Origin of the sequence: Intrasporangium calvum, assembly GCF_028446585.1 — a bacterium.
GTDB classification, from domain to species: domain Bacteria; phylum Actinomycetota; class Actinomycetes; order Actinomycetales; family Dermatophilaceae; genus Intrasporangium; species Intrasporangium calvum_A.
In genome coordinates, this window is sequence record NZ_JAPFQL010000043.1 from 1 (window position 1) to 20,714 (window position 20,714).

The 20,714-nt window shown below is 68.3% G+C and carries 16 protein-coding genes, 1 tRNA gene and 3 pseudogenes; 9 read left to right on the forward strand and 11 right to left on the reverse strand.

The window, feature by feature from the left end:
* The coding region (locus tag OO014_RS11065; protein WP_272462376.1) for a hypothetical protein at nt 1-565 on the reverse strand (565 nt) is incomplete at its 3' end.
* Nucleotides 566-741: 176 nt separating this feature from the next.
* On the opposite strand from OO014_RS11065, the gene OO014_RS11070 reads away from it, so the two are divergent.
* Nucleotides 742-831, forward strand: a tRNA-Ser gene (locus OO014_RS11070).
* 73 nt (nt 832-904) lie between these two features.
* On the opposite strand, the gene OO014_RS11075 is transcribed toward OO014_RS11070, so the two are convergent.
* Entirely contained in the window at nt 905-1,306 is a 402-nt protein-coding gene (locus OO014_RS11075) for a tyrosine-type recombinase/integrase (RefSeq protein ID WP_334685043.1), read from the reverse strand.
* Nucleotides 1,307-1,362: 56 nt separating this feature from the next.
* Between OO014_RS11075 and OO014_RS11080 the strand changes: the two are divergent.
* Nucleotides 1,363-2,043 (forward strand): annotated as a pseudogene (locus OO014_RS11080) (IS1634 family transposase); the annotation flags it as partial.
* Between the two features lie 581 nt (nt 2,044-2,624).
* Here OO014_RS11080 and OO014_RS11085 read toward each other — a convergent pair.
* Nucleotides 2,625-2,894, reverse strand: a pseudogene (locus OO014_RS11085) (transposase); the annotation flags it as partial.
* Nucleotides 2,895-4,724: 1,830 nt separating this feature from the next.
* Nucleotides 4,725-6,015: pseudogene (locus OO014_RS11090) on the reverse strand (IS256 family transposase).
* A gap of 844 nt (nt 6,016-6,859) precedes the next feature.
* On the opposite strand from OO014_RS11090, the gene OO014_RS11095 reads away from it, so the two are divergent.
* The gene (locus OO014_RS11095) at nt 6,860-7,831 is read left to right on the forward strand and encodes an alpha/beta fold hydrolase (RefSeq protein ID WP_272462378.1); all 972 of its coding nucleotides are present in this window, start codon (nt 6,860-6,862) and stop codon (nt 7,829-7,831) included.
* 1,029 nt (nt 7,832-8,860) lie between these two features.
* On the forward strand, nt 8,861-9,385 hold the full coding sequence (locus tag OO014_RS11100) for a hypothetical protein (RefSeq protein ID WP_272462379.1): 525 nt from the start codon (nt 8,861-8,863) through the stop codon (nt 9,383-9,385).
* 220 nt (nt 9,386-9,605) lie between these two features.
* Here OO014_RS11100 and OO014_RS11105 read toward each other — a convergent pair whose 3' ends face one another.
* On the reverse strand, nt 9,606-10,211 hold the full coding sequence (locus tag OO014_RS11105) for a TetR/AcrR family transcriptional regulator (protein ID WP_272462380.1): 606 nt from the start codon (nt 10,209-10,211) through the stop codon (nt 9,606-9,608).
* A gap of 103 nt (nt 10,212-10,314) precedes the next feature.
* Here OO014_RS11105 and OO014_RS11110 point away from each other — a divergent pair, with 103 nt between their 5' ends.
* On the forward strand, nt 10,315-10,965 hold the full coding sequence (locus OO014_RS11110; RefSeq protein WP_272462381.1) for an HXXEE domain-containing protein: 651 nt from the start codon (nt 10,315-10,317) through the stop codon (nt 10,963-10,965).
* A gap of 40 nt (nt 10,966-11,005) precedes the next feature.
* Here OO014_RS11110 and OO014_RS11115 read toward each other — a convergent pair whose 3' ends face one another.
* A complete protein-coding gene (locus OO014_RS11115) occupies nt 11,006-11,632 on the reverse strand; it encodes a class I SAM-dependent DNA methyltransferase (protein ID WP_272462382.1) in 627 nt (208 codons plus the stop codon).
* Nucleotides 11,633-11,714: 82 nt separating this feature from the next.
* On the opposite strand from OO014_RS11115, the gene OO014_RS11120 reads away from it, so the two are divergent.
* Nucleotides 11,715-14,174 (forward strand): GcvT family protein, encoded by a 2,460-nt coding sequence (locus OO014_RS11120; RefSeq protein ID WP_272462383.1) that lies wholly within the window; start codon nt 11,715-11,717, stop codon nt 14,172-14,174.
* Nucleotides 14,175-14,639: 465 nt separating this feature from the next.
* Complete coding sequence (locus tag OO014_RS11125) at nt 14,640-15,140, forward strand: hypothetical protein (protein WP_272462384.1); 501 nt, start codon at nt 14,640-14,642, stop codon at nt 15,138-15,140.
* A gap of 61 nt (nt 15,141-15,201) precedes the next feature.
* On the opposite strand, the gene arsM is transcribed toward OO014_RS11125, so the two are convergent.
* The 5 genes from arsM to OO014_RS11150 all read right to left on the reverse strand — a co-directional run bounded on the left by arsM (nt 15,202) and on the right by OO014_RS11150 (nt 19,712).
* Nucleotides 15,202-15,963 (reverse strand): arsenite methyltransferase, encoded by a 762-nt coding sequence (gene arsM / locus OO014_RS11130; RefSeq protein ID WP_272462385.1) that lies wholly within the window; start codon nt 15,961-15,963, stop codon nt 15,202-15,204.
* Nucleotides 15,960-16,313: an ArsR/SmtB family transcription factor gene (locus OO014_RS11135; protein ID WP_272462386.1), complete on the reverse strand. Its 354-nt coding sequence runs from the start codon at nt 16,311-16,313 to the stop codon at nt 15,960-15,962. Before OO014_RS11135 ends, arsM begins: the two co-directional genes overlap by 4 nt.
* A gap of 66 nt (nt 16,314-16,379) precedes the next feature.
* On the reverse strand, nt 16,380-17,084 hold the full coding sequence (locus tag OO014_RS11140; protein ID WP_272462387.1) for a M23 family metallopeptidase: 705 nt from the start codon (nt 17,082-17,084) through the stop codon (nt 16,380-16,382).
* A gap of 226 nt (nt 17,085-17,310) precedes the next feature.
* Entirely contained in the window at nt 17,311-18,162 is an 852-nt protein-coding gene (locus tag OO014_RS11145) for a CoA transferase (RefSeq protein WP_272462388.1), read from the reverse strand.
* 5 nt (nt 18,163-18,167) lie between these two features.
* A complete protein-coding gene (locus tag OO014_RS11150) occupies nt 18,168-19,712 on the reverse strand; it encodes a helicase HerA-like domain-containing protein (RefSeq protein WP_272462398.1) in 1,545 nt (514 codons plus the stop codon).
* A gap of 70 nt (nt 19,713-19,782) precedes the next feature.
* On the opposite strand from OO014_RS11150, the gene OO014_RS11155 reads away from it, so the two are divergent.
* Both OO014_RS11155 and OO014_RS11160 read left to right on the forward strand, forming a co-directional pair.
* Nucleotides 19,783-20,079: a type II toxin-antitoxin system VapB family antitoxin gene (locus OO014_RS11155; RefSeq protein WP_272462389.1), complete on the forward strand. Its 297-nt coding sequence runs from the start codon at nt 19,783-19,785 to the stop codon at nt 20,077-20,079.
* Between the two features lie 59 nt (nt 20,080-20,138).
* Nucleotides 20,139-20,675 carry a LytR C-terminal domain-containing protein gene (locus OO014_RS11160; protein ID WP_272462390.1) on the forward strand — a complete coding sequence of 179 codons (537 nt, stop codon included), beginning with the start codon at nt 20,139-20,141 and terminating at the stop codon, nt 20,673-20,675.
* The last annotated feature ends 39 nt before the right edge of the window (nt 20,676-20,714 follow it).

The window sequence follows — 20,714 nt, forward strand, 5'->3', positions numbered from 1 at the left end:
CGACGGCGACCGCCCCGGGATCGCGGATGACGTCATCCGCGGCCGGTCTCGATGCGGCCGGGCCCGGTGAAGCAGAAGACGGCGTGGCGCTCGTCAACGGCACCGCAGAGGCCTCGGGCGCCTTGGCGATCTTGAAGCCGAGGAACACCAAGGTCCCCACCAAGACGACGATCCCCAGGACTGCTGCGGCCGCGAGAGCCAGACGCTGCCGGTGTGCTCGCCTGCCCTCGGCCAGCACGTGGTCCAGATGCGGCAGCCGGAAGTCCTCGGCAAGCCACGACCGGCCACCCGACGGCCAGTCCGTCCCAGCGAGGCACTCGGACTGGAATGACCGGCGCAGCACCACGTTCCGGGCCACCCGCTCCAACCACTCCCGCGGCCGGCCGATCTGCTCGAAGTCCGGTGTCCGGGCCGCTCTGCGGAACGCTTCCCGGGCGGCCCGCTCCGCTCCGGAGCGCCCCCCGCAGACCTGAGTCAGGTCGGTGACGAGCCCCTGGTAGAACTCGGCGAAGGCCGCCTCGACCGTGCGCCGGCTCCGGCCCGCACCCTCTTCGTTCGTCCTCATGATTTCCCCCCTCCCCGCCCCCCTCAGGCGAGTCACCAACCGACCGTGGCAGTCGGTGGTACCGACCGGGTATCAGCCCGGGTCGCATCCCTGTCGGCTAACAAGGGTGACGTACATGGTCGGTCGGCGTCTCTGCAATTTCGCCGGGGTGCTCCGCCTCCGGTAAGGTTCTCCGCGGTGGCGTGTCCGAGCGGCCTAAGGAGCACGCCTCGAAAGCGTGTGTGGGGGTAACTCCACCGTGGGTTCAAATCCCACCGCCACCGCCATTCACCTGCGGAAACGCCGGTCAGCCCCTGAGGGAGCTGACCGGCGTTTCCCGTCCTAGTCTCATTCCTAGTCTCATTCGAGCTCCGGCGGCGGCTGCACCGCGTCCCACAGGAGCACGTCCAGGCGTGCTGCCACGTCGCGGCGGATGGGGTCGACCACGTGCGCGTAGCGCTGGGCCATGGCTGGGTTCGACCAACCCATAACGGTCATCATCGTGGGTTGGCTCACACCAAGGAGCAGCAGGATGGTGGCGGCGGTATGCCGGGCATCGTGGAGCCGGCTGTCGCGAAGGCCCGCATCCTTGAGCAGCTGTTTCCAGTGGCTCCAGTCGGTACGTGGGCTGATGGGCGCGCCGGCCTCGTTCGTGAACACCCAGTCGCCGTCAGTCCACGCGCTTCCGGCGTGTGTGCGCTCGCGCGCCTGGGTGGCTTGGTGTTGAACGAGGAGTCGGACGAGCTGAGCGGGCAGCCCGATCTGGCGGCGACCTGCTCGGGATTTCGTGGTGTCCGTCTGCGGGTTGGAGCGAGCGCGCTCGGGGCAGCAAAGCCCCGTACGACCTGGCCGAGCAGTTCGACACGCGCGGGAACCACTTCGCCGACGGGCAGACGATCGAGGCGGTCCGCCCGATGGGTGTCGGCAAGAACGCGCGGGACCGTCGGGTCGTGTACCAGTGGTCGTTCAAGCGGTACCAGCACGACAACCGGGCGATCAACAAGATGGTCGAGCGAGCCGAGAAGGTCGCCGATGGCTCCCGGCCGCTGAAGAAGGACCGGTTCGTCCGGTTCACCGACACCGCCACCGAGGTCGACTGGGCCCTGGTCGAGCGAGCCCGCTACCTCGCCGGTCTGAAGGGTTACGTCACCAACATCCCGCAGGCCACCATGAGCGGCGGGCAGGTGGTCGCCGCCTATCACGACCTCTACCAGGTCGAGCGGTCCTTCCGGATGGCCAAGTCCGACCTGGCCGCCCGACCGATGTTCCACCGCCTCCGCGATTCAATCGAGGCCCACCTGACCATCGTCTTCGCCGCCCTGGCCGTATCCCGCGAGGCGCAGGCGCGAACCGGGCTGAGCATCAAGAAGATCCTCCAGACCCTGCGCCCCTTGCGCTCGGCCACGATCAGCCTCGGCGGACAGCAGGTCACCGCCCCGCCACAGATCCCAGACGACGCCCAACGAATCCTCGACGACCTCGCCGCGGGTGGTCACTAATGTGATGCAACTCAGGTGAGGCTGCCAGTCGTGATAGGTGAGCGTCAGAAATGACCCATCACCGTATGCGGAGTTCGATGAAACCGGGAGCACGAACAGCACGCTGGCGCCAGGTCCGGCGGATACGGAGGGCCTCAGGAGCGCTCGTGCATCCTCAACCTCAAGGCCCATGACAGCGGCCACCTCCTGCTCGGCCGAAGCGCGGGCGACCTTGTGGGCGGCACTCCAAGCGTTATGGGCATCGGCGACGATCTGGTGCATGGCATCGTCGACCTTTTCGGCAAGGTCTGGCGGGATCGGACGGCGTGAGGGGTCATACATACCCGCACCCTTACATGACGTGGACCGGCCCCACGGGAAAACAGCCGTCTGGCTGCAGCATGTCAGCCCTGATGGCCTGTCAGGTGGACGAGGTGGTGTCCATGCAGTGAGAGGCCGGGTCCTAGCGCGCGTCCAAGACTCCTGCTAAGAGCCGTGCTTCGCGAGGCGGGAGGAATAGTCAATACCTGTGGATGGGCGTGTCAGGACGCCTTGAGGTCGGCGTCTGGTTGGTGGCCTCGTTCGAGGAGTTTGCCGGCTCATCACAGTTGAGGGTGTAGGCGCGGTCTGAATCCGCCCGCCTCGAGTAGGCATCGTGCGATGTAGTTGGTCAGGTTGCGGAAGCCGAGGGCGGAGCCGCGTAGGTGCTCGAGGCGTCCATTGATCGCCTCGGTGGGTCCATTTGAGGTGCCGGGGCGCTCGAAGTACGCGAGGACGTCGGCGGATCTCTTCTTCAGGGTGCGTACGGTGATCAGCTCAACCAGGACGGCTGGCACGCCGCTGCTTAGGGAGTCGATCAGCTTGCGCATCAGACTGCCCTCGATGTACCGCGCCGACCCCGCCGAAGGCCGACGCCTTGGTCGCTCACCGGCGGCCGGCTCGGGCTCACCTGCCGCATCGACCCCCAAAGGACGAGTCAGTCGATCCGCCGCCGAGGACGAGCCGCACGCGCGGGAGCCGCAGCCTGAATAGCCGGCGGTGACCTGGACGGAAAAAGAGCTCAACTCGGGATGCGAGTCCTGACCTTTGCCGTTAGTGTGTCAATCGTGCCGGCCCGCGGCCCGCCGACCCGGCGTTGAAATGCGTCAGAGCAATTTGGGCGCTGCTTCCCGTGCCATGGGGTTCATGTTGGCATGCAATTACGGAAGCGAACCATGAATAGAAGGGGAGAGTATGAGACACATCGCAATTCCATCGTTAGCGGCAGTCCTAAGCGTGGCCCACCGCCTTGGGCGCCGCGGCAGTGGGTGCTGACACCGGTACGGGCTACCGCGACTATGTGGGTCCCGATATGACTCAAGCATCGACTGCACAAGCATCGACGGAAGTCCCTGGGATCGCACAAATCGTCCCTCCTAACCAGGGGACCTTAATTAAGGATCTATCCCCCGAACTGAAGAGGGCCGCCGCAGCCGCCAAAGCAAGGCAAGTACCCACACGCGTGGCCGCCCCTTACCGCAAGAAGAACGAAGGGCTTGCCACGGCTCTCAGCACAAGCACCACCGTCTGCAACTACTACCCAAACATTCTGACAGGGTCCCCGGCCCCTCCAGTCTCGGGATCATCGTTCGCGGTGGCAAAAGCCATCAATGGGGCGCCTCTCGCCCGAGCGGGTAAGAATCCGGGCATCTTCCAGGGTGGTCAAGCTATGGCTCAGCAGAGTGGAACGGGAAACACGACCACCTCTCGAACATCCGTAGCCGAGGCTGGCGTCGCGCTGGGCGTCGGCGCGGGATGGCCGGCGGGATCATCAATCCAGTTCTGGTACAACCCAATCTTCCGCGGCCGAGGCTCCACCGTGAGCGGAACATCTCCCCTCCAGTCGCAGTCCACTGGCTATGTTCAGGAGAAGATCGACAGTGGCGCCGGGTTCTCGACAGAGATCAGTTACCAGAACCTCTGGGATCTCGAACTTTCAAACCAAAGTGGCGTCGGACAGACGACTCCTACGTGGGTCTGGCCCGGGGTTTCTAATGGGGGGTTCTTTTACCGCCAAGTGCCAGTGACAGCCGCGGGCACGTATAAGTTCACACTGAGGACAACGACGAAGGCATCGGCAACAGCTGTCTACGGCGCTGGGGCATCCGCTCGCATGGACTTCGGGTCGGGAATTCTCGACACTCCTGCCAACATGTCTCCATACAACTTCTACATCATGCCTAACGCGAGTACGGCCACCGGACAGCCGTACGGACACGTCACTATTGCCTACGTCCTCCCATCTGGGTGGGGAATTGGTTGTTGACACCATGAGCCCCGACGATCGTCCCTCGAATCTCATCGCACGCCTGAAGGCCGCCTTCGACCCTCGGTCTCTGACCCTTTGGATCGCCGTCTACGCCGCAATCGGGCTAATAATCTATGCGATTCGTGGATGGTCCACGGGAATCGCAGCTGCATCGCTCGTTTTGGTGGGCTGCGTCGCCCTAGTGGCTCTAACGCGGAGGTGGGGTCAGGACTCCAGGAAATGAGTCGGACGTACCGCTCGGAAATGACCGCCGCCTCGAAGCCTTCGGGGCGGCGGTCACGGGGTGTATCTGAGGCCTCGACAACTGCGCGCTGCCGAGCCGGCGTTGCCCACGCTGTCAGATGATCGGGCACGGCCTCACGGGAGGAATTGTGAATACCTGTGGATGGGCGTGTCAGGACGCCTTGAGGTCGGCGTCTGGTTGGTGGCCTCGTTCGAGGAGTTTGCCTTTCTCGAAGCAGGCTCCGGCGCGGACCAGGGCGACGAGGTGGGGTGCGTTGACGGCGCGCCAGCGGACTTGTGCGGACTCGATGAGTTTGAACGCCATCGCCACGCCGGCGGCCCTCGATCCCGGGCCCTTGGTGACCCGCTGGCGCAGCCGGACGGTAGCGAAGGTCGACTCGATCGGGTTGGTGGTGCGCAGATGCACCCAGTGCTCGGCGGGATAGTCGTAGAACCCGAGCAGCACGTCGAGGTCCTCGGTGACCTTCGCGACCGCCTTGGGCCACTTGGCGCCGTAGGTGCTCGCGAACGCGGCGGCGGCGGCCGCCGCGTGCTCGCGGTCCTCGGCGTTGTAGATCTCCGCGAGGGCCGCCTTGGCGTCCTTGTGCACGCTCTTGGGCAGCGCGGCCAGGACGTTGCCCAGCTTGTGGAACCAGCACCGCTGCTCCTTGGTGTCGGGGAACACCTCGCGCAGCGCCTTCCAGAACCCGAGCGCCCCGTCGCCGACCGGCGAGCACCGGCGCGGTCATGCCGCGGCGTTTGCACGAGCGCAGCAGGTCGGCCCACGACTCCGAGGACTCGCGGTGCCCATCATCGAGCGCGACCAGTTCCTTGGTCCCGTCGGCGCGCACCCCGATCACCACCAGCAGGCACACCTTGTCCTGCTCGAGGCGCACCTTCAGATGGATCCCGTCGACCCACAGGTACACGTAGTCGGTCCCGGCCAGGGAGCGCTTGCCGAACGCGGCCGTCTCGTCCTGCCAGTCCTTGGTCAACCGGGTGATCGTCGCCGCCGACAAGCCGTGGCCGGTGCCGAGGAACTGCTCGAGCGCCGGCGCGAAGTCGCTCGAGGACAGCCCGTGCAGGTACAGCAGCGGCAGCAGCTCTGCCACCCGCGGGGACTTGCGCGCCCAGGCCGGCAGGATCGCCGAGGCGAACCGCGCTCGATGCCCGGTGACCGCGTCGACGCGCTTGTCGTTGACCCGCGGTGCGCATACCGGCACCGGCCCGGCCGCGGTCACTACCTCCCGCTCGCTGTGATGCCCGTTGCGCACCACCAACCGCCGGCCGTGATCGTCGACCTCATGTGCGTGCGCGTCGATGTAGGCCGCGACCTCGGCCCGCAACGCGACCGCGAGCATCTGCCGGGCCGCGTCCCGCACCAGCTCGTCCAACACCGACGAACCGGCCGCGGACCCGCCGGTCACGTTGGCCTCGAGCGTGTCATCAACTACCTTGAGCAAGGGCGTACCTTCCCGAACCAGCGCGCCAACGCCGGTCCTGATCAGAGAGCTCTGTCATCCAGATCTTCCTCGGGAAGGTGCGCTCCTTCGCGTCACCCCGCCGAGGGCCATCCACAGGTTCTGATCATTGCTCGCGAGGCGGAACAGGAACGCTCTATGAACTTCTCCAACTGCTCGGGGTCGCGCCATTCTGGAGCCGGTGTGACGCTCTCTCACTGGGCCCGTGGCAGCTCATCCCGTACGCCCGGGTGGGAAGGACGAGTCGTGGTCAGGCGCCGCGTGCTTCTGTGGCGTGTTGTTGTGCAGAAAGGTGGTTGTCGTGGCCACGAGACTTACGCGACGGCCGACCGGCGTGCGCCAGTCTCAGTTTTAGTCTCATTCAGCACCTGACGGGACGGTCCGCTGGCGTTCGCCGGTTACCTTGGGGAGGCCGCGGTGAACGTGGAGGGTGAGTCACGAACCCGTCTGTGCAGTTCTCGAAAGCGTGTGTGGGGGTAACTCCACCGTGGGTTCAAATCCCACCGCCACCGCCAAATGAAGCTGGACCCCGACACGCTTTTCGTCGGGGTCCAGCTTCATTTTGTTGGACGCTGCGGGATTTGGGAGGAGCGAGGGAGGAGCGACGGTGTCCCACCGCCACCGCCATTCACCTGCGGAACGCCGGTCAGCCACTGAGGGAGCTGGCCGGCGTTTCCCGTTCTAGTGTCATTTGACGTTCAGGCCCGTCCACACGATGGCGCCACAGACGAGCCTGTTCCGCTGGTCTTCGGGTCGAACGGGTGCGAACAGCAGTAGCGGCAAAGGAGGATGCCACAGCGGGGATCGGTTGTGGTGTCATCAGGGCATGCAGGCGACCGAACAGCCGAGTCGGTGCGGGATGCTGGATGTGGGGGACGGGCAGTCCGTGTACTGGGAGGAGTGGGGTGTCCGTGATGGGGTGCCCGCTCTGTATGTCCACGGCGGACCCGGAGGAACCCTCGGGGCGAGTGGGTACCGTCACCGCTTCGACTTGGCCCGAACGCGTGTAGTGGGGTTCGAGCAACGCGGCTGTGGTCGCTCCACTCCTCATGTCAGCGACCCCGCAGTTTCCCTCGCCACGAACGACACCGCACATCTCGTTGCCGACATCGAGGGGCTGCGGGAGGAGCTCGGCATTGAGGCGTGGATCGTCAACGGCGTTTCGTGGGGGTCAACACTCGCTCTCGCCTACGCGCAGGCACACCCCAGCCGGATCCTGGGCATCGTCCTCTTCGCTGTGACAACGACGAGCCGCGCTGAAGTCGACTGGATCACCGAGGGTGTTGGCGCGATCTTCCCCGAGGCCTGGGATCGGTTGGCCAGCCACGCAGAGCAGGCCGGCATCGGCTACCGTCGCGGCCATGGCCGGCTCATCGAGGCCTATGCCCAGCTCATGGCGTTCCCAGACCCGGCCGTCCGTGATGCCGCCTCAAGAGAGTGGGCGATGTGGGAGGACACCCACGTCTCCATCGGAGCCGGCGGCTTCCGCCGTGATCCGCGATGGGACGACGCGCGATTCCGTCTCGCGTTCTCAGGTCTGACTACCCATTACTGGTCCCATGACGGATTCTGCGACCCGCCGATCCTTCAGCGCATGGAACTCCTGCATGGCATTCCGGCAACGCTCATCCACGGACGCCGAGACATCTCAAGCCCCGCCGTGACGGCGTGGGGACTCCACCACGCGTGGCCTGAATCGACCTTGGTTATCGACGAAGGCGACGGCCACGGTGGAGCGTCCATGCTGGAGCGCTGGCGCGCAGCCAACGAAGACCTCGCCCACCGACTGGCTGGCTGATTCGAGCGCTTACCGTCAAACGCTCGCACATCGGCGGATCCGAGGCATCCGCAAGGCCCGGTAGGAGCCGAAGTGATGCAGCGCCGAGACGCGCGACTCGCGGCGTCTGCGGGTGGGCTTCGGTCAGTACGGAATCGAGCCGGAGCGCTTTCCGATCCGCCACCCCCCACCAGTGGTGTGAAGAACAAGGACCGGCCGAGTACCGAGCACTTCCTTCTCGTGCTCCACGTGACCGCCTCCAGCCGGGTACTCGACTGCCACCCGAGCCAGTTTGGCCAGCGGCCGGGATCGCGGCGACCTTCGCGATCCGCGCCACCATCCGGTAGACGTCGCGCCGGTCGATCGGCTGGCCGGGCACCGGTCGCAGCAGCAGTCACCAGCTGGCCCTTTGGACCTAGCCTGGCGCGCCAGCACTCAACGGGGCAGTTGAGGATGTTGCCTGGCTCGTTTCCTCGATACTTGGCCCCATGCCTCACGAGCCTGAACATGGCTTCTGGTGGCGACTCGTCCGCCTCCAGCCGTTCGGCAGCGACGGCAGTTGGCGATTCGAGCACCCGTACCTCTCCACCATGCTCGTGCTGCTCGGGGTTCCGCTTGCACCGTTAGGGGTGAACTGGCTCGGGCCAGCCGATGCGCACGTGCCGTGGCTGGTCGTAGCCCTCCTGTGTGTCGGGTGGGTGGCTGGCATGTGGGGGGCCGTCCGTCTTGATCTCCGTCTCATCGGTCGCCGGAGAGGGCCCCGGCGGGACCGGGGCAGCCACGACGCATCCTCGCCCGCGTGCACGCATGGAGATCGCTGAACTGATTGATCGCGTGAGTCTCTCGATGGCTGCGCGACCTGATCGGCGAGGGCGACTGCGCGACTCTGGCAGGTGCGAACGTGGCACGCAACAGCGGACATTGATGCGGAAGACTCCAGCGCGGGCGGGACCTTGGACCCTGCGGTTCTCGCTCCCGAACGCGGATGCTAGTCCTGAGGCACCGGCTGCAGGACGGCGCATTTGGCCAGCGGAATCAGTCGTGGAGAGCATGGAGACCGAACTATTTGTCCACTTCGCTGAGATCGCTGGGGTGTTCGTCGGTTTCGGCGCACTCATCAGCCTCCGCAGCGCGCACGTCACTGATGTGCACGACGTGGTCTATCTTCAGGCCGTGCTCGTGCTGGGTCTTTGGGTGGTGACCGCCGCTCTGGTCCCCATCGCGGTCAGCCGGTACGACGTCGGGGATCGCACGCTCTGGCTGTCGTCGGCCCTGCTCGCGGCCGGCCTCTGGGTCATCGCGCTGGCTGTCCTTTGGCGACGGCGGGAATGGAGGATGCTCAGCCGTAGCCCCGAACCGTCTGAGCGCTGGTACCCCGTTGTCGGGATGCCGTTGCACCTCGTCATCGCCGTGAGTCTGGTCCTGTGCCTCCTCGGCCTGCCGGACGGCGTCGACCACGCGCTCTACGTGACGGCGCTCGTGGCGGGCTTGGTGATGGCCGGGTACACGCTCCTCATGTCGGTCCTGAGTCAGAAGCACGAGGTCAGGCATGACACGGATGGTGGGACAGGATGAGGACCTGACTGGCGGGCGCCGCGTCTGCGGGGCAGCCGCCACGAACCGCCCCATTGGACGATCGATGCGCGTTGAGGCCGCGGTCACCAATTCCGGGCTGCCGCCGTCACCACCACCCGCGGGAGGGCTGGGAGCCAACGCCCGTCGCGGAGCAAGCTCAGCGGCATACGGCGATGTCGTATGCCGCTTAGCTCGCCTCCCGTGGAAGGAACCTCTCGCGTCACCGGGGTTTTGGGAGGGGGCTCCGCAGGAGCAGCTGGTGCAGGGTGGGAGCGAGTGAGGCCATCGGCTCGTCCAGCGGCAGGTCGCGGCCGATGCCGAGGGCGTAGCGGGTCGTCATGGTGCCCGCGACGAGAGCGGCGACCGCCGTGGCCCGCGCTGTCGCGTCGCGGCCGCCGATGAACAGCGCGAGCGGCTGGACCACCTCGCGCTCGAGGTAGTCGCGGCACATCTCTCGGACTCGCGGCTGGGTCAGAGCAGTGGCCAGGACGAGCTCGACGGGCCGGCGGATCGCCTCGTCCGACCACGCGAGCACGACGACCCGCGCCAGCGCGACCGGGACCTCCCGGCGCGGCATCGACAGGGCGCGGTGCAGCAGGCCAGCCGGGGCGACCTGCAGCATCATCGAGCGCGTGAAGAGCTCGTGCTTGCGCCCGCCATGGTGGACGACGGTCGCCGGGTCGATGCCCACCGTTTCGGCGATCCCACGGATCGTCGTTGCGCCGTAGCCACGGCTGAGGAAGGACTCGGCGGCTGCCGCGAGGACCCTGTCCCGGGTGCTGCTCTCACCAGGCGGTCGGCCGGGGCGGCGCTGGGAATCCAACACCCCTCGAGGGTACGCACGAGCATCCCGCAGGTGCGCTGCACGAGCGCCCGCGTGGAATCCAACACGGTCGCCAGCGCACCGCGCCGTCATCGACGGTGGGGCCATGAAGACTCATGGCTCGAACCGCCTCCTGACCGGACGCGACATGGCCCTGGCCGCCGCGATCGCCGCGGCGATGTGCGTGACGTTCTGGCTGTTCAGCTCCGGGGCGGAGCTGCGGGTCACCTTCATCCCGGGGGCGCTGGTCAGCCTCGGGATCATCGGCCACCTGTATGTGCGGCGGACCCCACTGCCGCTGCCCCAACGGGTCCTGCCGGTCTACATGATCGCCCTGGCGTGGCAGGGCGTGCACTTCGCCGAGGAGCACGCCGCTGGGTTCTGGCGGGACTTCCCGGTCCTCTACGGGGGACAGGCCGCCAGCACGAACCTGTTCACCTGGTTCAACATGACCGCCTATGCGGTCTTCAGCCTGGCGACCGTCGCCTCCCTGGTCGGGCACGTCCGACCGCTGGTCATGCCGTCCATGTTCTTCGTCGTGTACGGCTGCCTCGCCAATGCGATCTCGCACGTGACGTGGTCGGTGATGGAGGGCGGCTACTTCCCGGGCCTGTACACCGGACTGATGTACCTCGTCATCGGGCCAGTGTTGCTGCGGCGCGTCTGGCCGAACTCGACGTGGCGACACCTCGCCGCGGTCGTGGCCACCTTCCTGGTGACCATGGTGCCGCTCGAGGTGATCCTCGCCGCGCGTTGAAACCGGTCGGCGACCAGCGGCGGACCCGCTGCAGCTCGTCTCAGTGGGTGCGCTTCACGGCCGTGGCCAGGAAGACCGGATACGTCGTCCCCTCGCGCGTCACCTGGGTGCAGTCGGCGACCGTGACCTCCGCGAACTGCGCCGCCTCCAACGCACGAGCCAGTTCCGGACGGTCGAAGCCGTGATGGCCGTCGAAGTCGTGGGTGTGGAAGCTGCCGTCCTCATGGTCGAGGTCCGCGATGCACAGGTGGCCGCCGTCGTCGAGGAGCTCGGCGAAGGCGGCCAGCACGGTCGGCAGGTCCCGCACGTGATGCAGCACCATCGAGGAGACGATGAGGTCGAACCGGTCGGCCGGGACGGGCTGGGTCTCGAGGTCGAGGCTCACGACGCGCGTGCCGGAGGGGAACCGACCGGCGGTCGTCTTCTCCCGCAGGACCGCGAGCATTCCGGGTGAGTTGTCGGCCAGCGTGACCTCGAGGCCGTGGCCGCCGGCAGCGAGCAGCTCCTCCGTCACCAGGGCCGTGCCGGCCCCGTACTCCAGCACCCGCGCCTGCTCCGCGAGGGGGACGGCGGCCAGCACGGCGTGGGCGACCTCCTGCGCCTGCTTCCGCTTGTCCGGGTCGTCGTCCCAGGTGGCAGCCTTTTCGTCGAAGTGCTCAGTGCCCATGGGGTTCAGCCTGCCACGGTCGAGTACGCGCTGCCCCTGCGGCCGGGCGAGACGGCGCCGCGCCTGACGCTAGGTTTGGTCCGTGGTTGTTGAGCTGCCTGCACGGGCGCGCGTCGTCGTCATCGGTGGCGGGGTCATCGGTTCCTCTGTTGCCTACCACTTGGCCCATGCAGGCTGGACGGATGTGCTCGTCCTGGAGCGCGACCGCCTGACCTCCGGGACGACCTGGCACGCGGCCGGTCTCATGACGTGCTTCGGGTCGACCTCGGAGACGAGCACCGGCATCCGGCTCTACTCCCGCGACCTCTACTCGCGTCTGGAGGCCGAGACCGGGCTGTCGACCGGCTTCCGTCCGGTGGGCCTGATCGAGGCCGCCACCGACCGGGATCGCCTGGAGGAGTACCGCCGCGTCGCCGCGTTCCAGCGCCACCTCGGGCTCGAGGTCCACGAGATCTCGCCCGCCGAGATCGCCGACCGGTTCCCGTGGGCGAGGACCGACGACCTGCTCGCCGGTTTCTTCGTGCCGGGCGACGGTCGCGTCAACCCGGTCGACCTCACGATGTCGCTCGCCAAGGGCGCCCGCATGCTCGGGGTGCGCATCATCGAGGGCGTTGCCGTGACGGACGTGGTCACCACCAACGGCGCGGTCACGGGCGTCCGCGCCGGCGACCAGACGGTCGAGTGCGAGGTCGTCGTCAACTGCACCGGCATGTGGGCCCGGCAGCTCGGCGAGCGCCACGGCGTCGTCATCCCCAACCAGGCGGCCGAGCACTACTACCTCATCACCGACACCATCGACGGGCTCGACCCCAACGCGCCCGTCTTCGAGGACCCCTCTTCCTACGGCTACTACCGGGAGGAGGGCGGCGGCATGATGGTCGGCCTCTTCGAGCCCGAGGCGGCTGCGTGGCGGGTGGACGGCATCCCCCCCGACTTCTCGTTCGGGACGCTGCCGCCCGACTGGGACCGGATGGCGCCCTTCCTCGAGAAGGCAATGGCGCGGGTGCCCGTCACCCAGGAGGTCGGGATCCGCACGTTCTTCTGCGGGCCCGAGTCGTTCACCCCGGACCTCGCCCCGGCAGTCGGGGAGGCACCCGGCATCAGGGGCTACTTCGTCGCCGCGGGCATGAACTCCGTCGGGGTCCTGTCCGCCGGCGGGCTCGGCCGTGTCCTCGCCCACTGGATCACGACCGGCCGGCCCGACGTGGACGTCACCGGCTTCAACGTGGACCGGTTCCGGCCCGACCAGCTCGAGCCGGCGTACCGGTCCGCCCGCACTGCCGAGGTCCTCGGGACGGTGTATGCCGCTCACACCCCGGGCGTCCAGCTGCAGTCCGCGCGGGGTCGGCTCCTCTCGCCGGTCCACGACCGGCTCGTCGCGCAGGGCGGCTTCCTTCGCGAGGTGTCCGGCTGGGAGGGCGCCGACTGGTTCGCGGGGGAGGGGCAGACCCCGGAGGCGGTGCCGACCTGGGGGCGGGCGCCGTGGTTCGAGCAGTGGGAGCAGGAGCACCGGGCGGTCCGGGAAGCGGTCGGGCTGATGGACCTGTCCTTCATGGCGAAGTTCCGCGTGCACGGTCAGGGCGCCGGCCGGCTCCTCGATCACCTCTCGGCAGGCTCTGTCGACGGCCGGGCCGGCGTCATCACCTACACCCAGTGGTTGAACGACGACGGCCGCATCGAGGCCGACCTCACCGTGACCAAGCTGGACGAGGACGACTTCCTCGTCGTGGCGTCCGACACGGCGCACGGGCACGTCCTGGCGAGGCTGCGCCGGTTCGCCGGGGACACGACGACGATCGACGACGTCACGACCGACTACGCGCAGCTCAACGTGCAGGGACCGCGCTCGCGCGATCTCCTGACGAAGCTCACCGACCACGACCTGTCGACCGAGACGTTCCCGTTCCGCAGTGCCGGGTGGGTGGAGCTGGCCGGCTCACGCGTCCTCCTCGCCCGCATCACCTACCTCGGCGAGCTCGGCTACGAGCTCTACGTGCCGGCGCAGCAGGCGCTCGCCGTCTACAGCGCGGTCCAGGAGGCGGGCGCCCGGCATGGTTTGCGGCCGGTCGGGCTGAAGGCGCTCGCCTCGCTCCGGATGGAGAAGGCCTACCGCGACTACGGGCACGACATCGACAACACCGACTGCCCGCTCGAGGCAGGCCTCGGCTTCGCGCTCGCACTGGACAAGCCGGACTTCATCGGCCGCGACGCGGTCCTCGCCCGCAAGACAGCCAACGCCGCGTCGGCAGGGCCGGCCCGCCGGCTCGTGCAGGTGCGCCTCCTCGATCCCGAGCCGCTGCTCTTTCACGCAGAGCTCGTCCTCCGTGACGGGGAGCCCGTCGGTTATGTGCGCGCCGCGTCCTACGGCTGGACGCTCGGGTCGGCGGTGGGTCTCGCCATGGTCGAGAGGACCAACGGGACCGTCACGCAGGACTGGCTTGCCGGGGGCACCTGGGAGGTCGACGTCGCCGGACAGCGGTGGCCGGCCGAGGTGTCCTTGCGTCCGCTCTACGACCCGACGGGGGCGCGCATCCGCGTGTGAGCCTCCGGCGCGTCGAGCCGCATCGGCCGGGCCACCGCGCCCCGCCGTTCTGTCCGCTAGGTGGCTGATTGCCCCAAAGGCCGATGCGGACCATCGCTCAAAACGCTGGCATCTCGCGTTGCGGCGTCTTACCGTGAAATGGAATCGCTTCTCCAGGTGGGGATTTGGTCGAGTTGCGATGAGGTGGGGGGAATGTGGCTTTGTGCTGGCAGTGGCCTGTGCGGTGTGCCCGCGCTGGGTCGTGAGGGTGCCGAGACCGGCCGCCCGGCTCCGCGCCTGTTCCAGCCCAGCTCTCCCGGACCGCCCGCGAGGAGAGCGCTCAATCGTCATCTCCTACGAGGTGTGGGGAGGTGAGACGGCCTGTCGGGGAAACAGGCCCACGGCATGACTCGGGGGAGACGTGCGCCGAATCCGCAGGCGCACCAACCATTCACAGTGCTTCACCCTCCACGAGGAAGTGGTCCTATGCGCAGACTGCTCGCATTCATCGCGGTATTCGCCGCTTCGTTGCTGTTCGCCGCACCCGCGGCGCTCGCGACGAGCCCGCACTTCATTCGGGCCGCCGGCTCGCTCAACGGCAACGGCTCGCTGACGGTGTCCTTCAAGGAAGCGGGGCTCGGCACGAATCAGAACATCGCCTACACGCTGAGCGCCGACGCCTCGGTGACCTACGTGTGCGTGAACAAGGGCGGGGCCAACCCGTCCGCCTCCAACAAGACGACACTGGCCGGTCCGGTCAGTGCCTCCGGCACGTTCAGCTCAGGCAAGAACGGCCAGGTCACGGCGTCGCTGACGGTCTATCCGCCATCAGCCGGCGACTTCACCTGCCCGCCCGGACAGAGCCTCCAGATCGCCGAGGTGTCGTACACGAACGTACTGCTGACTGACACGACGAACGGCATCTCGATCGCAGTCGACGACGCCATTTCCGGTTGTCTGCTTCCGCGCGTGCGTGGGGCCTGCTGAGCAACCTCCACGGGTGTGGTCCCCGGAACCCGTCCGGGGACCACATCGCGGTCTCGGGCGGTCAGTGCCGACGCGCGCGGACGGTGGCCGCGGACGCGTGCTGATGCACGGGGTGGGTCAGCGTGATCTCGATGTCCTCGAAGCCGGCGGCCGCGAGGGCAGCTCGGTAGTCCGCCTCGGTCAGCGCCCCGGCGATGCAACCGGTGAAGGCCTCCATGTCGGCGCGGGTCGCCTCGTCCATCTCCTCGTCGGCGATGACGTCGGAGACCGCGAACCGGCCTCCCGGCCGCAGCACCCGGGCGGCCTCTGCGAGCACGACTGACTTGTCCGCGGCGAGGTTGATGACGCAGTTGGAGATGACCACGTCGACGGAGCCGTCGGCCAGGGGAATGTCCTCGAGGTAGCCCTCGATGAACTCGACGTTGTCGACGCCCGCGTCTCGAGCATTCTGACGAGCGAGCTCGAGCATCTCGGTGGTCATGTCGAGCCCGATGGCCTTGCCGCCGGGGGCGACTCGTCGGGCCGAGATGAGGACGTCGCCTCCGGCGCCTGATCCCAGGTCGAGCACGGTCTCGCCGGGGTGCAGGTCGGCGACGGCCGTGGGGACGCCACAGCCGAGGGAGGCCTCGAGGGCCTGCTCGGCGCCCTGGATCGTCTCGTCGTCGTAGAGTCCGGCGCCGAAGACGGCGTGGCCGTCGGAGTCGGTCTGGAGCTCGACGAAGGTCGTCGAGCCGCAGCACCCGTTGCCGCCGCGGGACGAAGCGGCGTCCTTGGCGGCCGCGGCATACTTCGCGCGCACGGTCTCGCGCACGTTCTCGGTCATGATGTGCCCTCCTGTGGGGTCGTGGTGAGGTGGTCGCAGCACGAGATGACCGGGCCGTTCATGATGGCCGCCGCCGCTCCGGGCAGCGCGGTCATACAAGCCGCGTTGACGGAGTAGTACGTGCTCGTGCCGCGCGGCTCGGCAATGACGAAACAGGTCCGGGCCAGCGCCGCGAGGTGGTGGCTCACCGTCGACTGCGACAGCGGGAACGCCGCCACGATCTCCTTGACCGGGACCGGCTCGGCGCGTCGTGCCAGCCACGCGAGCAGCTGCACCCGCGTCGCATCGGCCAAGGTCCTGAACCACTCGGCGTACTCCTCGGCGTCGTCGCGCCGCATGATCTCGTCCATCGATGATCGACGATAGTCGATCAATCACGTGGCGGCAAGGCCCCCCGACTCATGGGGACCGGACGGTCAGGAAACCGGCTCGACCACCGCTCCCTCCCCTGGGACGGCGCGGGCGCGTACCACGGGCTCGCCCCGGTGCCGGGGCCATTCGCGGAAGTCGCGGAAGGCCATCGGGGCACCCCGCGCCACGGACAGGTCCGCACTGTCCATGACCTGGAGGTGGACGTGTGGCTCCGTCGAGTTGCCGGAGTTGCCGCAGTCGGCGAGGTGCTGCCCCTCCACCACGCGGTCGCCGACCGCCACGCGCAGAGACCCCCGCCTCAGATGGACCAGCGCCACGAACGCCCGGTGTTCCCGCAGCTCGTAGATGACGTGGTTGCCGGCGATCGCCTGAACTCCGCCGCGCAGACGCGCCGCCTGGCCCAGGGCGTAGGGCACGAGGGCGAGCTGGGAGCGCCGGGCCTCGTGGTCGACCTCGCCGTCGTGCACGGCGACGACCACGCCGTCAGCGGGCGCGAGCAGCGGCCGGCCGAAGCCGATGAACCGCTCCGGAGGCTCTGTCGCGAGCCAGGTGCGCCAGTCCCGTGGCGCGCTGCGGCGCCGGTCGTCGACCGCGACGAAGTCGATGGCGTAGGTCTCGCCGAAGAGGTCAACGCCGTGACTCGGGACTCGGCGGGCCGGGCTGTTCTGGGCCAGCCACCGCCCGTCGAAGGGCAGTCGAAGGACGATCGTCCCGTCAGGGAGGACGGGCGGAGGGCTGCCGTCGGCCATTCGGCCACCCTAGAGGAGCGAGGTCGCGTTGCGGCTCCGTCGCGGTTTCGCCTACCTCTGGCTGCCCGGCCAGTACCTCCGGCACGCCGCCGCCAAGGTTCAAGGAGGTCGTCCACCCGGCACCCAAGCAGAGGGTGGGCGCGGAGCCGGCTCAGCGGCATACGGACGATGTCGTATGCCGCTGAGCTCGCTTCGCGACGCACCCCCACCTGCGCGCGTGGTGGGGTCAGGCGTGCGGCAACGCCTCGATCGGCAGGTCGTGCTCCCGGGCCCACTCGACCCACTCGGCTGCGGGCCGCGTGCGGAAGGCCGCGGCGAGGCCGTCGCGGTCGCCGGCGCCGAGGAGTCCCTGGAGCCGGGCCAGGAAGTGGGGCTCCAGCGCGGCGCAGGCGATGAAACCGTCCTGGGTCGGATAGATGGCATAGCCGGGGACCGCGCCACCGAGGAGGCCGCCCGGCGCTGTCAGCCCATGCCGCAAGGGGTCCGCCATGGCCTCCGCAGCCTCGGACAGGGCCACCTCCCAGTAGCTGCCCGCGCCGGTCCGCTCCCGCGCGAAGAGCGCCGTCAGCGCTGCCGTCGCCGCGCGTTCACCACCCGCCAGGTCGGCGATGAGGGTGGCGGGCAGTCGGGGTGTGCCGCCGTCGGCGAGGATGAGGCCGTTCACCGCCTGATACGTCAGGTCGTGGCCCGGGACCTCCGCGTCGGGGCCGGGGTGCCCGACGATCGCGACGTGGCACAGGCGCGGATGACGCGCGTGGACGCTGTCCCAGTCGAGGCCGAGCCGGGCGAGCGCGGAGGGCCGGTGCGACGTGATGAAGATGTCCGCTGCCGAGAGGAGGGCCTCCATCGCGACCCCACCCTCTGGCGTCTTGAGGTCGAGGGTGACGACCTCCTGCCCCGCGGTCAGCTCGGCGTAGTAGTCAGGGGCGACGCTGGTGATCAGGTCGCCGGAGGGCGGCTCCACCTTGGTGACGGTCGCTCCGAGAGCCTTGAGGCGGGCAGCAGTGACTGGGCCGGGGACGTTCGTCGCGATGGTGACGACCGAGATGCCCTGCAGGGCAGGCGAATCCGTGCTCATCGGTCTCAGCGCCGCCGACGAGAGGTGCCGAAGATGCTCCGTGTGATCTCCCGGCCGATGACCGTGCCTGCCGAGCGAAGCATCGAGCGGAAGACGCCCGACGACACGACCTGCTCGACCAGGCCCGGATCCTCCTTGGGCGGGCGCGTCGGCTCCGACTCTCGCGCGGTCCTCGGCTCGGGGTCCGGGTCCTCCTCAGGGGTCGGTGCGGCCTCGAGGCGCTTGGCGAGCAGCTCGTAGGCCGACTCGCGGTCCGCGACCTCGGCGTACTTCTGGGCCAGCGGCGAGCGGGCGATGATCTCGTCGACGGTCGCTTGGGGGGACGGGTCCATGAGGGAGTTCGGGGCCTTCATCCGCGTCCAGGCCACCGGCGTGGGCACGCCCTTCTCGGACAGGACGGTGACGACGGCCTCGCCGATGCCGAGGGACGTGAGCAGCTTCTTGAGGTCGTACTGCGTGTGGGGGTACGTGTCGATGGCCTGCTTGAGCGCCTTCGCGTCATCCGGTGTGAAGGCACGCAGGGCGTGCTGGACCCGGTTGCCGAGCTGGGCGAGGACGTCGGCCGGCACGTCCTTGGGGGACTGCGTCACGAAGAAGACGCCGACGCCCTTGGAGCGGATCAGGCGCACCGTCTGCTCGATCGCGTCCTGGAAGGGCTTGCTCGCGTCGTCGAAGAGCAGGTGGGCCTCGTCGAAGAAGAAGACGAGCTTCGGTTGGTCGAGGTCGCCCTCCTCGGGCAGGTCGTGGAAGAGGTCCGCGAGCAGCCACATGAGGAACGTCGAGAACAGCTGCGGGCGGTCCTGGACCTGCGGCAGCTCGAGGCACGAGATGACGCCCTTGCCGTCGGCGGTGGTCCGCAGGAAGTCGGTGGTGTCGAACTCCGGCTCGCCGAAGAACCGGTCAGCGCCCTGGTCCTCGAAGGTGATCAGGTTGCGCAGGATCACGCCGGCCGTGGCCGAGGAGAGCCCGCCCAGTGATTTCAGGTCGGCCTTGCCCTCGTCCGAGGTGAGGTGGGTGATGACCGCGCGCAGGTCCTTGAGGTCGAGCAGGGCCAGGCCGTTCTTGTCGGCATAGTGGAAGATCAGGCCGAGGCTGCTCTCCTGTGTGGCGTTGAGCCCCAGCACCTTGGACAGCAGCACCGGACCGAAGGACGTGATCGTCGCCCGCACGGGGATCCCACTGCCGAGGCCACCGAGGGAGAAGAACTCGGTCGGGTAGCCCCGGCCCTCCCACGGCATGCCGACGGATGTCGCTCGCTGCGTGATCTTGTCGCCGCCCTCGCCCGCGCTGGCGAGGCCGGACAGGTCGCCCTTGATGTCGGCGAGGAAGACCGGCACGCCGGCGTCGGACAGCTGCTCGGCCATCAGCTGCAGCGTCTTGGTCTTGCCCGTCCCCGTGGCGCCGGCGACGAGCCCGTGCCGGTTGAGCACGTTGAGCGGCACCTGGACCGGCGCGTCGGGGTGGGCCTCCCCGTCGAGCACGGCGGCGCCGAGCTTGATCACGCCACCCTCGAAGGCGTATCCGGAGACGATCTCGTCGAGCTGGGTCATCGCTGCGGCTGGGTCGGTCACGCCTCGCACTCTAGCCACGGCCGGCGACAACCCTGCCTATAGTGGCGACGTGATTTTCAAGGCCGTCGGTGACTCCCGCCCCTATCCGGACCACGGCCTCGTGACGGCCAAGGACTGGTCCAACGTCCCGCCCCGCGTGGTCCAGCTCGGCGAGCTCATCACCACGAAGAGCACGCTCGACCTGCGCGGCCTGCTCGCCGACGACTCCACGTTCTTCGGCGACCTCTTCCCGCACTGCGTGGAGTGGGAGGGCCAGCTCTACCTCGAGGACGGTCTGCACCGGGCGCTGCGCGCCGCGTTGCAGCAGCGGCCTGTTCTCCACGCGCGAGTACTCGTACTCTCCTGACACAGGCTCTGTCGATCTCGTCGGGGGAGCGGCTCTGGAGGTGAGTGTGGAGGAGTCCCATGAGCTTGGTCGATGACGCGGAAGCGCTCGAGTTCCGCGCACGCCGCCGGCGTCGCGCCACGGTGACGCTCGCGGTCCTCCTCCTCGCCCTGGCGGGTGCCTTCTACTACGCCTCGACCTACTTCCGCGACACCGCTCCCAAGCCCGGGCCCTGCACGACCGAGGTGGTCGAGGCGCCGCTGCGGCCGGCCGACGTCACGGTCAACGTCTACAACGCGACGAGCCGCTCAGGCCTGGCCCTGACCACGTCGAAACGGGCGGCGGACCGGGGGTTCAAGGTCGCCCTCGTCGCCAACGACCCCCAGAACAAGACGATCAAGGAAGCGGCGCACATCCGCTACGGGCCCGAGGGTGAGGAGTCGGCCAAGCTGCTCGCCCAGCACATCAAGGGCGCCAAGCTCGTCAAGGGCAAGCGCAAGGGAGACACGATCGACCTCGTCCTCGGCAACGCCTGGAAGGAGTTCGGGCCGGTCCCGAAGCAGACGTCGACCGGTCCGACGCTGCCACCCTGTCCCACGGTGACCGTCGGGGGCTGAAGGTCCCGGCCCGGGGCGGCCCTCGGGGTCTCCCCACTC

Excerpts from the sequence above, each read along its gene's own strand:
- OO014_RS11160 (WP_272462390.1), top strand. The coding sequence starts at position 20,139 with ATGAGCTTGGTCGATGACGCGGAAGCGCTCGAGTTCCGCGCACGCCGC.
- arsM (WP_272462385.1), bottom strand. The coding sequence starts at position 15,963 with ATGACCGAGAACGTGCGCGAGACCGTGCGCGCGAAGTATGCCGCGGCC.
- OO014_RS11100 (WP_272462379.1), top strand. The coding sequence starts at position 8,861 with ATGGAGACCGAACTATTTGTCCACTTCGCTGAGATCGCTGGGGTGTTC.
- OO014_RS11125 (WP_272462384.1), top strand. The coding sequence starts at position 14,640 with ATGCGCAGACTGCTCGCATTCATCGCGGTATTCGCCGCTTCGTTGCTG.
- OO014_RS11115 (WP_272462382.1), bottom strand. The coding sequence starts at position 11,632 with ATGGGCACTGAGCACTTCGACGAAAAGGCTGCCACCTGGGACGACGAC.
- OO014_RS11150 (WP_272462398.1), bottom strand. The coding sequence starts at position 19,712 with ATGACCCAGCTCGACGAGATCGTCTCCGGATACGCCTTCGAGGGTGGC.
- OO014_RS11110 (WP_272462381.1), top strand. The coding sequence starts at position 10,315 with ATGAAGACTCATGGCTCGAACCGCCTCCTGACCGGACGCGACATGGCC.
- OO014_RS11145 (WP_272462388.1), bottom strand. The coding sequence starts at position 18,162 with ATGAGCACGGATTCGCCTGCCCTGCAGGGCATCTCGGTCGTCACCATC.
- OO014_RS11140 (WP_272462387.1), bottom strand. The coding sequence starts at position 17,084 with ATGGCCGACGGCAGCCCTCCGCCCGTCCTCCCTGACGGGACGATCGTC.
- OO014_RS11095 (WP_272462378.1), top strand. The coding sequence starts at position 6,860 with ATGCAGGCGACCGAACAGCCGAGTCGGTGCGGGATGCTGGATGTGGGG.
- OO014_RS11135 (WP_272462386.1), bottom strand. The coding sequence starts at position 16,313 with ATGGACGAGATCATGCGGCGCGACGACGCCGAGGAGTACGCCGAGTGG.